Source organism: Streptomyces sp. NPDC032940 (assembly GCF_040636935.1).
Lineage (GTDB): Bacteria > Actinomycetota > Actinomycetes > Streptomycetales > Streptomycetaceae > Streptomyces.
The window spans coordinates 442,111-455,562 of the sequence record NZ_JBEZVJ010000001.1; the positions used below are offsets into that span (position 1 = coordinate 442,111).

The following is a 13,452-nucleotide window of genomic DNA, read 5'->3' on the forward strand; positions in this document are numbered from 1 at the left end:
AACGTCTGAGCGTCTCAGCCTCAGAGCGTCTCAACGTCCGAACGTTTCAACGTCTTGTGCCGTTATACGCCCAACGACGGAGATAAACGAACGCCCCGGCAGCACAGTGGCGTGCCGCCGGGGCGTTCGGAGTACAGGCAGCGAGGCTTAGCGCTTGCTGTACTGCGGAGCCTTGCGGGCCTTCTTGAGACCGGCCTTCTTGCGCTCGACCGCACGGTCGTCGCGCTTGAGGAAGCCGGCCTTCTTCAGCGGGCCGCGGTTGTTGTCGACGTCCGCCTCGTTCAGCGCACGGGCGACACCGAGACGGAGCGCACCGGCCTGACCGGAGACACCGCCACCCGCGATGCGGGCGATGACGTCGTAACGGCCCTCGAGCTCGAGCACCTTGAAGGGCTCGTTGACTTCCTGCTGGTGCACCTTGTTCGGGAAGTAGTCCTCGAGGGTGCGACCGTTGATCTTCCACTTGCCGGTGCCCGGGACGATCCGGACACGGGCGATGGCGTTCTTGCGACGGCCCAGGCCGGCGGCCGGCTGGGGCTCGCCGAAGCGGGACGCCATGGACTCCGAGGTGTACTCACCCTCGACGGGGACCTCGGACTCGGTGGTGTAGCTCTCGATGTCGATCTCTTCGATCGGCTGCTCGGCAGTGGTCTCGGCCACGATGCTCCTCAGATTCTCTTCGTCTTAGGGGGTGGCCGGACTTACTGCGCGACCTGGGTGATCTCGAACGGCTGCGGCTGCTGCGCGCCGTGCGGGTGCTGGTCACCCTTGTAGACCTTCAGCTTCGAGAGCATCTGACGGCCCAGGGAGTTCTTCGGGAGCATGCCCTTGACGGCCTTCTCGATGGCCTTCTCCGGGTTCTTCTCCAGCAGCTCGTCGTAGCGCACGGAGCGCAGACCGCCCGGGTAGCCGGAGTGGCGGTACGCCATCTTCTGGGTCCGCTTGTTGCCGGAGAGGTGCACCTTGTCGGCGTTGATGATGATGACGAAGTCACCGGTGTCGACGTGGGGCGCGTAGATCGGCTTGTGCTTGCCACGCAGGATGGAGGCGGCGGTGGAGGCCAGACGACCCAGGACGACGTCCTGAGCGTCGATGACGTGCCACTGGCGCGTCACATCGCCGGGCTTGGGGCTGTACGTACGCACGGTTCGTAGCCTTCGCTTCTTCAGTGAATGGTCCTGACAAGGTCACCGAAGACGATCACGACAGCCTTGACCGCACAGCGGTGACGCAAACCGCGTGCTGGTCGCTGGTCATCGGTCCCGGTGGACCGGTGTAAGGGCCCCTCACGTGAGAATGAGCAAGCCAATACACATACGACTGTGCAGAGTACCCGGGGTGCCATAGCCGGGTCAAAACGGAGCAGCCGGCACCCGTACGGGCTGACCCCCGCGCCCGGCACCGCCCTGATCACCGGCGGGATCCGCACCGCCCCGGGCCCGCCGCGCCACCGCCCACACCAGCAGGCACAGCGTGAACGCGTCCTTGAAGGCCCGCTCCCGCGCCGTCTCCAGCCAGGGCCACGTCAGCCCCGGCGCCTGGGGCACCAGGGCGAGCCAGAACCAGGGCCCCCGGGCCACCGCCCCGGCGTACGGCAGCCCGGCGAGCAGCAGCGGCACCGCGACCAGGAGGTAGTGGTCGTAGGACGGCCGGGAGACCAGGAAGGCCGACAGCATCAGTCCCGCGCCGGTCTCCGCGTACCGCAGGGGTCCGGCGTCCGCGCGGCGCCAGCGCAGACACGCGCACAGCACCCCGGCCCCCGCCGCCGCCGTCGCGACCCCCTGTGCGAGCGGTTCCGCCACCCCGAGCCGGGGCAGGACGGCCGCCGGGGAGGCCTCGTAGAGCCGCAGGAACCCGTCGTCGCCGTGGAACAGGAACGGCAGGGTGCGGGTGACGAAGCCGGCCGGGTCCGGCATCACCAGCGCCGCCGCGCCGGAGGCCAGCGCTGGCACCAGGACGGCCACCGCGAGGGCCCGCCACCGTCCGGCGAACACGAAGAGCAGGACCACGGGTGCGAGCAGCGGCTTGAGCGCCACGGCCACCCCGATGACGGCGCCCGCCGCCGTCCACCGGCCCCGGCTCGCCAGCAGCAGGCACAGCGGCAGGCCCACCGCCGCCGTCACCGTCCAGTTGCCGAGCCGCACCAGGTGCCCGAACGGCGCGAAGCCCGCCGCGAGCCCGGTCAGCCCGAGGACGCCGAGGCGGCTGCCGTACGGCACCCGGTGCAGCCGCAGCGCACAGCCCCAGGCCAGCGCCAGCAGCCCCGTCACCGCCAGCGGCACCAGCACCCGCAGCACGGCCCCGGGCAGCAGCGCCTGCGGGACGGCGGCCAGGACGGCGCTCGGCAGATAGAGGAAGTGCGGATCGTCGTACGGGGAGCCGCCGGCCAGCCAGGTCCGGGCGGCCCGCACGACGATCGCGTTGTCCATCCCCCCGTCCGGAGCCGCCCGGGCCGCACTCAGCGCCGCCGCCCCCAGCACCGCCACGAGGGCCGCCCACGCATGCCCGCCCGCGGGACGCACCAACCACCCGGAGATGTCGTCTTTGCCCGTCCGCATGAGGGGAACGCTAGGCGCTGCGGCCCCTCCACAGCCGCACCAGCACGCCTCTCCACCCGTCTAAGATGCCGCCCATGAGCTTTGGGCAGGGGGGACCTCAGTCACAGTGGGATCCCTGGAAACCGCAATCGCAGCAGCAGCCCTGGAACAGCGGCGGCGGCGACTCCCCGGACTGGGCCGCGCTCGCGGAGGCCTCGGAGGCCCGTAACAAGCGGCGCCGGCTGCTGTTCATCGGCGGCGGCGCGCTGGCCACCGTGGCGGTCGCCAGTGCCGTCGCCGTGGCCGTGGTCTCGGCGAACGGCTCGGACCAGGCGTCGGACCCGCCCTCCTCCCAGCTCCCGTCGACCGCGGACATCCCCGGCCAGTCGGCCGCGCCCCCCTCGTTCGCGCCGACCAGCGCCCCGCCGCCGCTGGACCCCAAGGACTTCGTGTCCAGCAGCAAGAAGGACACGGCCCCGCTGAGCCCGGACATCCTCTTCCCGGGCACGCAGCTGACCATGGGCGACATCGTGTACAAGAAGGGTCCGACGGCGGACACCCGCACCTGTGCCTCCGCCGCCCAGGGCACCCTGCCGAAGGCCCTCACCGCCAACGGCTGCACACGGCTGATCCGCGTCACCTACACCAAGGACGGCATCGCGGTGACGGTCGGCGTGGCCGTCTTCGACAACGAGGCGCAGGCGCTGAAGGCAAAGGGCCAGACCGACAAGAAGAGCATCGTGCGCTCGCTGTCGGGCGGCGGCGTCAAGTCGTTCTGCACGGGCGCGGTCTGCCGCTCCACCACCAACTCCTTCGGCCGCTACGCCTACTTCACGATCGCCGGTTTCACGAACGGCAAGAACGTGACGGAGAAGGACACGGCCGTCTTCCGCACCGGTGACGACCTCGCCGAGTTCGCCGTCCGGCAGATCCGCCGGCGCGGCGAGGCCCAGGCGTCGGCGGCGGCGACGGCCGGGTAGCGGCTCAGCAGCAGCCGGCCCCCGGCAGGGTCCGCCGGTTGCGCGCCTCCTTGTTCCGCGCCGCGAGCAGCTCGTCCGCCGGATAGCCGACCTCTTCCAGGGTCAGCCCGTGCGGCCGTACGACGTGCACGGCCGAGTCCCGTACGCCCGCGGCCAGCACGTTCGCCGGCCAGTCGGGCGTGCGGTGCCCGTCGCCGACGAACAGCAGCGCGCCGATGAGCGAGCGCACCATGTTGTGGCAGAAGGCGTCCGCCCGCACGGTGGCGGTGATGATTCCGTCGTCCCCGCGCACCAGGCTCAGCTCCTGGAGCGTGCGGATGGTGGTGGCCCCCTCCCGCTTCTTGCAGTAGGCGGCGAAGTCGTGCTCCCCGAGCAGCCCGCGGGCGGCCTCGTTCATGGCGTCGACGTCGAGGGGCCAGTCGTGCCACAGCACGTGTCCGCGCAGCAGCGGATCGACGCCGCCGGGGTTGTCGGTGACCCGGTAGGCATAGCGCCGCCAGACCGCGGAGAAGCGCGCGTTGAAGCCGCTGGGCGCCTCCCTGAGGGCCCACACCCGCACATCCCGCGACAGCCGCCCGGCGAGCCGCTTGAGCAGCTTCCCGTGGTGCTCGGCCCACACCTCACGCGGCAGATCCACATGGGCGACCTGCCCCCGGGCGTGCACGCCCGCGTCGGTCCGCCCCGCCACGGTCAGCTCGTACGTCCGCGGCGACCGCGTGACGGTCCGCAGCGCGTCCTCGATCTCCCCCTGCACGGTCCGCCGCCCACCGGCCTGCTTGGCCCAGCCGGAGAACTCGGACCCGTCGTACGACAGATCCAGCCGCACCCGCACGAACCCGGGCTCCACTTCGTCACTCACCCAGAAATCCTCTCACCCACACGAAAGCGGGCCCGCCCCCCGAAGGGAGCGGACCCGCCCGACGCCCAGAACGCTTACGCGTCCTTCGACTCCTCAGCGACAGCCTCGGTCGCCTCGGCGTCCTTGGCGGCACGCTTCGTCGCGGCCTCGGCCTCACCGGTGGCCTGCTGCGCCACGGTCAGCGCCTCGACCAGCTCGATGACGGCCATGGGCGCGTTGTCGCCACGGCGGTTGCCGATCTTGGTGATCCGGGTGTAGCCACCGGGACGGTTCTCGTACCGGGGGCCGATCTCGGTGAAGAGCGTGTGGACGACGCTCTTGTCCGTGATGACCTGGAGCACCTGACGGCGGTTGTGAAGGTCGCCCTTCTTCGCCTTGGTGACCAGACGCTCGGCGTACGGACGCAGCTTGCGCGCCTTCGCCTCGGTCGTGGTGATGCGGCCGTGCTCGAAGAGGCTCTTCGCGAGGTTCGCGAGGAGCAGCTTCTCGTGCGCGGCGCTGCCGCCCAGACGGGCACCCTTGGTGGGCTTCGGCATGGTGTTTCTCCTAGGTGTCTGCCCCGGCCGTATCAGGTACCGGGGTCAGTATCCGAGCGGGCGGTCGCCCGTCGGAGATCCGGGGCAGCCCCGAAGGGGCGCCCCGGAAGGGGCGCGGGACTGTACTCATGTGCGGCTCCGCCGCGTGGGCGCGACCAGCCACAGCACACCCGCACCCGAGTACGGACCGAATGGCCCGAGCTCTCAGTACTGCTCGGTCTCGACGAAGCCCGCGTCCGCGTCGTCGTCGGCACCGAAGGCGTCGGCGGCAGCGGTCGGGTCGAACCCGGGAGGCGAGTCCTTCAGCGCAAGCCCCATACCCGCGAGCTTCGCCTTGACCTCGTCGATCGACTTCGCACCGAAGTTACGAATGTCGAGCAGGTCGGCCTCGGAGCGAGCGACCAGCTCACCCACGGAGTGGATGCCCTCACGCTTGAGGCAGTTGTACGACCGAACGGTGAGCTCCAGCTCCTCGATCGGCAGCGCCAGGTCGGCGGCGAGCGCGGCGTCCGTCGGGGACGGACCCATGTCGATGCCCTCGGCGTCGATGTTCAGCTCGCGGGCGAGACCGAACAGCTCGACGAGGGTCTTGCCGGCGGACGCCATGGCGTCACGCGGCCGCATGGCCTGCTTCGTCTCGACGTCGACGATCAGCTTGTCGAAGTCGGTGCGCTGCTCGACACGCGTGGCCTCGACCTTGTACGTGACCTTGAGCACCGGCGAGTAGATCGAGTCGACCGGGATACGGCCGATCTCCTGGCCCACCTGCTTGTTCTGCACGGCGGAGACGTAGCCGCGACCGCGCTCGACGGTCAGCTCCATCTCCAGCTTGCCCTTGCCGTTGAGCGTGGCGAGGACGAGGTCGGGGTTGTGCACCTCGACACCGGCCGGCGGCGCGATGTCGGCGGCGGTGACCAGACCCGGGCCCTGCTTGCGCAGGTACATCACGACCGGCTCGTCGTGCTCCGAGGAGACGACCAGCTGCTTGATGTTGAGGATGAGGTCGGTGACGTCCTCCTTGACGCCCGGCACGGTGGTGAACTCGTGCAGGACACCGTCGATGCGGATGCTGGTGACAGCAGCGCCGGGGATCGACGAGAGGAGGGTGCGGCGGAGGGAGTTGCCGAGGGTGTAGCCGAAGCCCGGCTCCAGCGGCTCGATGACGAACCGGGAGCGGAACTCGTCGACGACCTCTTCGGTCAACGAGGGACGCTGAGCGATCAGCATGTGGTGATCCTTCAGTCAGGGGCGCCCGCTATTTGACGCCCGACTAGTACTGCAAGGGTACGGGCGGCACGACCCGAAAGAGCCGTACCGCCCGGAAATCCCTGTGAAGCGAGGTCAGACGCGACGACGCTTCGGCGGACGGCAGCCGTACTGCGACATGTGGGGGGGCGACCCCCACACCCCCAGCCGGAGGCCGGTCCGCCGAGCCGAGCGTCAGACGCGACGACGCTTCGGCGGACGGCAGCCGTTGTGCGGGGTGGGCGTGACGTCCTGGATGGAGCCGACCTCGAGGCCGGTCGCCTGCAGGGAGCGGATGGCGGTCTCACGACCGGAACCCGGGCCCTTGACGAACACGTCGACCTTGCGCATGCCGTGCTCCTGAGCGCGGCGGGCAGCCGACTCGGCGGCCATCTGCGCGGCGAACGGCGTGGACTTCCGGGAGCCCTTGAAGCCGACGTGGCCGGCGGAGGCCCAGGAGATCACGTTGCCGGACGGGTCCGTGATCGACACGATGGTGTTGTTGAACGTGCTCTTGATGTGCGCGTGGCCGTGAGCGACGTTCTTCTTTTCCTTGCGGCGCACCTTCTTGGCAGCGCCCTGACGTCCCTTGGGGGGCATGTCGTTCTCCTACGGGAGGTGGTCGGTCCTACAGCGAAGACCGCTGGACGGCGAGTCCGCTGCGGACTACTTCTTGCCCGGCTTCTTCTTACCGGCGATGGCGCGACGCGGGCCCTTGCGGGTGCGGGCGTTGGTGCTGGTGCGCTGACCGCGGACGGGCAGACCGCGACGGTGACGGAGACCCTGGTAGGTACCGATCTCGACCTTGCGGCGGATGTCGGCCTGGATCTCGCGACGGAGGTCACCCTCGGTCTTGATGTTGTTGTCGACGTACTCGCGGATCGCGACGAGCTGCTCCTCGGAGAGGTCGCGAACACGGGTGTTCGGGTCCACGCCGGTGGCAGCGAGCGTCTGCTGCGAGAGGGTCCGGCCGATGCCGAACACGTAGGTGAGGGCGATCTCCACGCGCTTTTCGCGCGGGATGTCAACACCGGAAACGCGTGCCATTCAATGGCTCCAGTTGATTGTCGGAGGTCTTCCACAGAACCGGTCCCCGGCCGCCGTATCAGGTACGAACCGGGTCCCCGGCCTCCGAACCGGGGGTGTCGGGCACCTGGGTGCCCGGGTCCTGCGTATGAACATGTTCAGCTCGCGTCGCGCGAAGTCATGCGAATCGCGGAGGGAACGGTCGTGCGTCAGCCCTGGCGCTGCTTGTGGCGCGGGTTGTCGCAGATGACCATGACCCGACCGTGACGGCGGATCACCCTGCACTTGTCGCAGATCTTCTTGACGCTCGGCTTGACCTTCATGGGGTGAGGTTCTCCGGGTCAGTTGCCGGCGGTCCCGCGGCACAGTGCCGCGGGACGTGGGCAAGATCTACTTGTACCGGTAGACGATCCGGCCACGCGTCAGGTCGTACGGAGACAGCTCCACCACGACCCGGTCGTCAGGGAGGATGCGGATGTAGTGCATGCGCATCTTGCCGCTGATGTGTGCCAGGACCTGGTGGCCGTTCTGGAGCTCGACCTTGAACATGGCGTTCGGAAGAGACTCGACGACAGTGCCCTCGATCTCGATGGCACCTTGCTTCTTGGCCACGCTTCGCCCTTCGAATCGACTACCTTGATCGACTCCGCTACACCCTGCGAGCAGATGCAGGCATACGGGTGCACTGGAGCCGACGAGTCAGTCTACGTCAGCGCCCCCGAAAAGGCGAAACGAGGAAGTCTGCCCCAAGAGGGAGATCGTCATGCAAGGGGGCCCGCGTCAGGCCAGCGGGTCCGGAGCCGCCGTGACCCCGAGCTCGGCCAGCTTCGCCTTGCCGCCGTCGGGGGCCGTCAGGACCAGGGGGCCCTGTTCCGTCAGGGCGACGGAGTGCTCCCAGTGGGAGGACCAGGTGCCGTCCGTCGTGATGACGGTCCACTCGTCCTCGAGGACCTCGGTCTTCGGGGTGCCGAGGGACACCATCGGCTCGATGGCCAGGCAGAAGCCGGGCACCAGCTTCGGGCCCTTGCCGCGGCGCCGGTCGACGTAGTTCAGCAGGTGCGGGTCCATGTGCATCTCGGTGCCGATGCCGTGGCCGCCGTAGTCCTCGATGATCCCGTACTTGCCGCCGCCGGGCTTGGGCTGGCGGCGGATGTACGTCTCGACGGCCCGCGAGATGTCGACGAGCCGGTTGCCCTGCTTCATCGCCGCGATGCCGGCCCACATCGACTCCTCGGTCACGCGGGAGAGCTCGACCAGCTCCGGGGCGTGACCGGAGCCCACGAAGGCCGTGTAGGCGGCGTCACCGTGCCAGCCGTCGATGATCGCGCCGCAGTCGATGGAGATGACGTCCCCGTCCTTGAGGACCACGTCGTCGGACGGGATGCCGTGGACGACGACCTCGTTCACGGACGTGCAGATCGTCGCGGGGAAGCCGCCGTACCCGAGGAAGTTCGGCTTGGCGTCGTGCTCGGCGAGCACCTTGCGGGCGACCTGGTCCAGGTCCTTGGTCGTGGCGCCGGGCACGGCGGCCTCGCGCGTGGCCGCGTGAATGGCGGCGACGACCAGCCCCGCCTCACGCATCTTGGCGATCTGCTCGGGGCTCTTGATCTGCACCATGGGGGCTGCGGCCTTTCTGGACCTGAGGAAGACGGACGGACTCAACGATACGACCCCGCTCCGTCGCGGGCGGTCGTGCCGCCGGGGCGACGGGGGTCCCCCCTCCGGGGGGAGGCACGCCGCTCGCGCCGGGCTGCGCGACCCACCCCACCCACACCACAGCCGCGGCTCCTCAAGGGGAACCGCGGCTGCAGCCATGCGAAGAACTACTTGTCGCGCTTCAACGCCTCCAGCGCACGCCCGGTGACCTCACTCACCGGACCCATCGCGGAGATCGTCACGACCAGGCCCTGCGACTTGTAGTAGTCGATGATCGGCTCGGTCTGCGTGTGGTAGACCTCGAGCCGCTTGCGGACCGTCTCCTCGGAGTCGTCGTCCCGCTGGTACAGCTCGCCGCCGCAGACGTCGCAGACGCCTTCCTTCTTCGGCGGCGTGTACGTCACGTGGAAGACGTGCGCCGAGTCGTTGCGGCAGACGCGCCGGCCGGCGATCCGCTTCACGACCTCGTCCTCGGGGGCCTCGAGGTCCAGCACCGCGTCGAGCTTCATGTTCTCGGTCTCGAGGAGCTCGTCCAGCGCCTCGGCCTGCGAGACGTTGCGCGGGAAACCGTCGAGCAGGAAGCCGCCCTCGGCGTCGGGCTGCTCCATCCGGTCCTTCGCCATGGCGATGGTGACCTCGTCCGGTACGAGGTTGCCGGCGTCCATGTAGGACTTGGCGAGCTTGCCCAGCTCGGTCTGCCGGCTGATGTTCGCGCGGAACAGGTCGCCCGTGGAGATGTGCGGAATGTGCAGCGTCTCGGCAAGGCGGGTGGCCTGCGTTCCCTTTCCGGCACCCGGCGGCCCGACGAGGACGATTCGCATCAGCGGAGGAACCCTTCGTAATTGCGCTGCTGGAGCTGGCTCTCGATCTGCTTCACCGTCTCGAGACCGACACCCACGATGATGAGGATGCTGGTACCGCCGAACGGGAAGTTCTGGTTTGCCCCGAAACCAGCCAACGCCATTGTCGGGACGAGAGCGATCAGACCCAGGTACAGCGAACCCGGCCAGGTGATCCGGTTGAGTACGTAGCTCAGATACTCAGCGGTCGGTCGGCCAGCCCGGATGCCCGGGATGAAGCCACCATACTTCTTCATGTTGTCGGCGACTTCCTCGGGGTTGAACGAGATAGCCACGTAGAAGAAGGCGAAGAACACGATCAGGAAGAAGTACAGGACGATGTGCGGCGTGGCCGCCGTGTCCGCGAGGTTCTTCGTGATCCAGGTGGCCCAGCCCGCCGTCGAGTTGGAGAACTGGACGATCAGCGCCGGGATGTAGAGCAGCGACGAGGCGAAGATGACGGGAATCACACCCGCCTGGTTCACCTTGAGCGGGATGTACGTCGACGTGCCGCCGTAGGAACGGCGACCGATCATGCGCTTCGCGTACTGGACCGGAATGCGGCGCTGGGCCTGCTCGACGAAGACCACGAGGCCGACCATGACCAGGCCGACCAGGATGACGGTGCCGAACTCGATCCAGCCGCCCGCCAGGTCGCCCGACGTCTTGATGGCCCACAGCGCGGACGGGAAGGTCGCGGCGATCGAGATGAACATCAGGATCGACATGCCGTTGCCGATGCCGCGGTCGGTGACGAGCTCACCGAGCCACATCACGACGGCCGTACCGGCGGTCATGCAGATGACCATGACGACGGTGGTGAAGATCGAGCGGTCCGGAACGATCTGGCCGGCCACGGTGCAGCCCGAGAACAGGGCGCCGCTGCGGGCGGTGGCCACCAGGCCGGTGCCCTGCAGGATGGCGAGCGCGATGGTCAGGTAACGCGTGTACTGCGTGATCTTCGCCGTACCCGCCTGGCCCTCCTTCTTGAGGGCTTCCAGGCGCGGGATCACCACGGTCAGCAGCTGAAGGATGATGCTCGCCGTGATGTACGGCATGATGCCGAGCGCGAAGACCGTGATCTGCAGCAGGGCGCCACCGCTGAACATGTTGACGAGACCGAAGAGGCCCTGGTTGCCGGACGCCTGGTCCACACACTCCTGGACGCTCTTGTAGTCGACGCCGGGAATCGGGATGTGGGTACCGAGCCGGTACACCACGATGATGCCGAGCGTGAAGAGCAGCTTCTTGCGCAGGTCGGGCGTCTTGAACGCCCGGGCGAACGCGGTGAGCACGGTGCCTCCTGCGACCCCCGCGCTACTGCGTCAAGGGTGACGGTCTTGAGGTTCGACTGACGACTTAGGGGATAACGGTCAACTGCCGCTCAGGGTGCCCCATGTGTGGCACCCGTGAAAGAGGGCAGCGCAGGCCACCTTACCGGCGGGACCACTGCCCTTGGAACGACCAACCGGGGATACCCCTTTTGTGGAGTATCCCCGGTCGGGATCGTTCAGGTCATCGGGACGCCTGAATGACTCAGACGAGCTCGGTGACGGTACCGCCGGCGGCGGTGATCTTCTCCTTGGCGGAGCCGGAGACGGCGTCGACCGTCACCTGCAGCGCCACGGAGATCTCGCCCTGGCCGAGGACCTTGACGAGGCTGTTCTTGCGAACGGCACCCTTGGCCACGAGGCCCTCGACGGTGACCTCGCCACCCTCGGGGTACAGCGCGGCCAGCTTGTCGAGGTTCACGACCTGGAACTCGGTCTTGAACGGGTTCTTGAAGCCCTTCAGCTTCGGAAGACGCATGTGGAGGGGCATCTGGCCACCCTCGAAGCGCTCCGGAACCTGGTAACGGGCCTTCGTACCCTTGGTACCACGACCGGCCGTCTTACCCTTCGACGCCTCACCACGACCGACACGGGTCTTCGCGGTCTTGGCGCCCGGGGCGGGACGGAGGTTGTGGATCTTGAGCGGGTTCTGCTCCGCCATGATCAGTCGACCTCCTCGACCGTCACGAGGTGGCGGACGGTGTGCACCATGCCGCGGAACTCGGGGCGGTCCTCCTTGACGACCTGCGTGTTGATGCCCTTGAGACCAAGGGAGCGCAGGGTGTCACGGTGGTTCTGCTTGCTGCCGATGTAGGACTTGACCTGCGTAATCTTGAGCTGCGCCATGATTACGCACCCGCCCCGGCACGCGCACGGAGAAGAGCCGCGGGAGCGACGTCCTCGAGGGGCAGACCACGGCGAGCCGCGATCTCCTCGGGACGCTGCAGGCCCTTGAGGGCCTCCACGGTCGCGTGCACGATGTTGATGGCGTTGTCGGAGCCGAGCGACTTCGACAGCACGTCGTGGATACCGGCGCACTCGAGCACGGCACGCACCGGACCACCGGCGATAACACCGGTACCCGGGGACGCGGGCTTGAGCAGCACGACGCCGGCAGCCTTCTCACCCTGGATGGGGTGCGGGATGGTGCCCTGGATGCGGGGGACCTTGAAGAAGTGCTTCTTGGCCTCCTCAACGCCCTTGGCGATGGCGGCCGGCACCTCCTTGGCCTTGCCGTATCCGACGCCCACGGTGCCGTCACCGTCGCCCACCACGACCAGCGCGGTGAAGCTGAAGCGACGACCACCCTTCACAACCTTGGCGACGCGGTTGATCGCGACGACGCGCTCAACGTAAGCGGTCTTCTCGGCGGCAGCTGCGCCGCCGTCACGGCCCTTCCGGTCCCGCCGCTCGCCGCCACCGGCACCGCTTCCGCGGCGCTGGGGTCCAGCCATTGGAATTACCTCTCTCTTTTTCCGCTAGCTACGGAACCGGCTCAGAACTTCAGTCCGGCTTCGCGGGCGGCGTCCGCCAGAGCGGCGATGCGCCCGGCGTACTGGTTGCCACCACGGTCGAACACGACGGCCTCGACACCGGCGGCCTTGGCGCGCTCGGCGACCAGGGCGCCGACCTGCTTGGCCTGCGCCGACTTGTCGGCCTCGCCGCCGCGGATCGAGGTGTCCAGGGTGGACGCCGACGCAAGGGTGTGACCCTTGATGTCGTCGATCACCTGGGCCACGATGTGGCGGTTCGAGCGAGTAACGACCAGACGGGGACGCTCCGCCGTACCCGAGAGATTCTTGCGAATCCGGATGTGGCGGCGCTTGATCGCGGCGCGCTTGTAGGCGTCGCCCTTGAGGATCTTCTGCCCGTATGCCATGGCTTACTTACCCGCCTTTCCGACCTTGCGGCGGATGACTTCGCCCTCGTACTTGACGCCCTTGGCCTTGTACGGGTCGGGCTTGCGCAGCTTGCGGATGTTGGCCGCAACCTCGCCGACCTTCTGCTTGTCGATGCCCTCGACCGAGAAACGGGTCGGGGACTCCACCTTGAAGGTGATGCCCTCGGGGGCCTCGACCGTGATCGGGTGGCTGTAACCGAGGGAGAACTCCAGGTTCGAACCCTTGGCGACCACGCGGTAACCGACACCGCTGATCTCGAGCTTCTTCACGTAACCCTGGGTCACGCCGGTGATCATGTTCGCCACCAGCGTGCGGGACAGGCCGTGCAGGGCCTTGCTCTGACGCTCGTCGTTGGGGCGGGTGACGTTCAGAACGCCGTCCTCACCCTTGGCGATGTCGATCGGCGCGACGATGGTGTGGGTCAGCGTGCCCTTGGGGCCCTTGACCGCGACCGTACGGCCGTCGATGGTGACGTCCACGCCGGCGGGAACCGCGATGGGGAGCTTGCCGATGCGCGACATAGCTGTTTCCTCCGTTCCCTT

At 68.3% G+C, this 13,452-nt stretch carries 19 protein-coding genes; 1 reads left to right on the forward strand and 18 read right to left on the reverse strand.

Annotation, left to right across the window (positions count from 1 at the left end; genetic code table 11):
• Positions 1 to 147: 147 nt before the first annotated feature.
• The 3 genes from rpsI to AB0E77_RS01990 form a co-directional block, all read right to left on the reverse strand.
• Positions 148 to 660 (reverse strand): 30S ribosomal protein S9, encoded by a 513-nt coding sequence (gene rpsI, locus AB0E77_RS01980; protein WP_161162943.1) that lies wholly within the window; start codon positions 658 to 660, stop codon positions 148 to 150.
• A 41-nt stretch (positions 661 to 701) separates the two neighbouring features.
• Positions 702 to 1,145, reverse strand: a complete 444-nt coding sequence (rplM, locus tag AB0E77_RS01985) for a 50S ribosomal protein L13 (RefSeq protein ID WP_361564170.1) — start codon at positions 1,143 to 1,145, stop codon at positions 702 to 704.
• A 207-nt stretch (positions 1,146 to 1,352) separates the two neighbouring features.
• The gene (locus tag AB0E77_RS01990) at positions 1,353 to 2,558 is read right to left on the reverse strand and encodes a glycosyltransferase family 87 protein (RefSeq protein WP_361564173.1); all 1,206 of its coding nucleotides are present in this window, start codon (positions 2,556 to 2,558) and stop codon (positions 1,353 to 1,355) included.
• A gap of 74 nt (positions 2,559 to 2,632) precedes the next feature.
• On the opposite strand from AB0E77_RS01990, the gene AB0E77_RS01995 reads away from it, so the two are divergent.
• Positions 2,633 to 3,517 carry a hypothetical protein gene (locus tag AB0E77_RS01995; protein WP_361564176.1) on the forward strand — a complete coding sequence of 295 codons (885 nt, stop codon included), beginning with the start codon at positions 2,633 to 2,635 and terminating at the stop codon, positions 3,515 to 3,517.
• A 4-nt stretch (positions 3,518 to 3,521) separates the two neighbouring features.
• Here AB0E77_RS01995 and truA read toward each other — a convergent pair whose 3' ends face one another.
• The 15 genes from truA to rplF all read right to left on the reverse strand — a co-directional run bounded on the left by truA (position 3,522) and on the right by rplF (position 13,431).
• Complete coding sequence (gene truA / locus AB0E77_RS02000) at positions 3,522 to 4,376, reverse strand: tRNA pseudouridine(38-40) synthase TruA (protein WP_361564179.1); 855 nt, start codon at positions 4,374 to 4,376, stop codon at positions 3,522 to 3,524.
• A gap of 74 nt (positions 4,377 to 4,450) precedes the next feature.
• Positions 4,451 to 4,912, reverse strand: coding sequence for a 50S ribosomal protein L17 (rplQ, locus tag AB0E77_RS02005; RefSeq protein ID WP_361564182.1), 462 nt, complete (start codon positions 4,910 to 4,912; stop codon positions 4,451 to 4,453).
• A gap of 204 nt (positions 4,913 to 5,116) precedes the next feature.
• Positions 5,117 to 6,139, reverse strand: a complete 1,023-nt coding sequence (locus AB0E77_RS02010) for a DNA-directed RNA polymerase subunit alpha (protein WP_003966937.1) — start codon at positions 6,137 to 6,139, stop codon at positions 5,117 to 5,119.
• A gap of 213 nt (positions 6,140 to 6,352) precedes the next feature.
• Positions 6,353 to 6,757, reverse strand: coding sequence for a 30S ribosomal protein S11 (gene rpsK, locus AB0E77_RS02015; protein ID WP_003956432.1), 405 nt, complete (start codon positions 6,755 to 6,757; stop codon positions 6,353 to 6,355).
• A 66-nt stretch (positions 6,758 to 6,823) separates the two neighbouring features.
• Positions 6,824 to 7,204 (reverse strand): 30S ribosomal protein S13, encoded by a 381-nt coding sequence (gene rpsM, locus AB0E77_RS02020; protein WP_004984507.1) that lies wholly within the window; start codon positions 7,202 to 7,204, stop codon positions 6,824 to 6,826.
• 188 nt (positions 7,205 to 7,392) lie between these two features.
• Positions 7,393 to 7,506, reverse strand: coding sequence for a 50S ribosomal protein L36 (gene rpmJ, locus AB0E77_RS02025; RefSeq protein ID WP_003974245.1), 114 nt, complete (start codon positions 7,504 to 7,506; stop codon positions 7,393 to 7,395).
• Between the two features lie 67 nt (positions 7,507 to 7,573).
• Positions 7,574 to 7,795 carry a translation initiation factor IF-1 gene (gene infA, locus AB0E77_RS02030; RefSeq protein WP_003948620.1) on the reverse strand — a complete coding sequence of 74 codons (222 nt, stop codon included), beginning with the start codon at positions 7,793 to 7,795 and terminating at the stop codon, positions 7,574 to 7,576.
• A gap of 168 nt (positions 7,796 to 7,963) precedes the next feature.
• Entirely contained in the window at positions 7,964 to 8,800 is an 837-nt protein-coding gene (gene map / locus AB0E77_RS02035) for a type I methionyl aminopeptidase (protein WP_361564185.1), read from the reverse strand.
• Positions 8,801 to 9,006: 206 nt separating this feature from the next.
• Complete coding sequence (locus AB0E77_RS02040; protein WP_361564187.1) at positions 9,007 to 9,660, reverse strand: adenylate kinase; 654 nt, start codon at positions 9,658 to 9,660, stop codon at positions 9,007 to 9,009.
• On the reverse strand, positions 9,660 to 10,973 hold the full coding sequence (gene secY / locus AB0E77_RS02045; protein ID WP_361564190.1) for a preprotein translocase subunit SecY: 1,314 nt from the start codon (positions 10,971 to 10,973) through the stop codon (positions 9,660 to 9,662). The genes AB0E77_RS02040 and secY overlap by 1 nt, the downstream gene beginning before the upstream one ends.
• Before the next feature lie 241 nt (positions 10,974 to 11,214).
• Positions 11,215 to 11,670 carry a 50S ribosomal protein L15 gene (rplO, locus tag AB0E77_RS02050; protein ID WP_023547373.1) on the reverse strand — a complete coding sequence of 152 codons (456 nt, stop codon included), beginning with the start codon at positions 11,668 to 11,670 and terminating at the stop codon, positions 11,215 to 11,217.
• 2 nt (positions 11,671 to 11,672) lie between these two features.
• Positions 11,673 to 11,855: a 50S ribosomal protein L30 gene (gene rpmD / locus AB0E77_RS02055; RefSeq protein WP_003974250.1), complete on the reverse strand. Its 183-nt coding sequence runs from the start codon at positions 11,853 to 11,855 to the stop codon at positions 11,673 to 11,675.
• Positions 11,856 to 11,857: 2 nt separating this feature from the next.
• The gene (gene rpsE, locus AB0E77_RS02060; RefSeq protein WP_019753099.1) at positions 11,858 to 12,463 is read right to left on the reverse strand and encodes a 30S ribosomal protein S5; all 606 of its coding nucleotides are present in this window, start codon (positions 12,461 to 12,463) and stop codon (positions 11,858 to 11,860) included.
• A 41-nt stretch (positions 12,464 to 12,504) separates the two neighbouring features.
• On the reverse strand, positions 12,505 to 12,888 hold the full coding sequence (rplR, locus tag AB0E77_RS02065; protein ID WP_003974252.1) for a 50S ribosomal protein L18: 384 nt from the start codon (positions 12,886 to 12,888) through the stop codon (positions 12,505 to 12,507).
• Between the two features lie 3 nt (positions 12,889 to 12,891).
• Complete coding sequence (gene rplF, locus AB0E77_RS02070; RefSeq protein ID WP_077796751.1) at positions 12,892 to 13,431, reverse strand: 50S ribosomal protein L6; 540 nt, start codon at positions 13,429 to 13,431, stop codon at positions 12,892 to 12,894.
• Between the last annotated feature and the right edge of the window lie 21 nt (positions 13,432 to 13,452).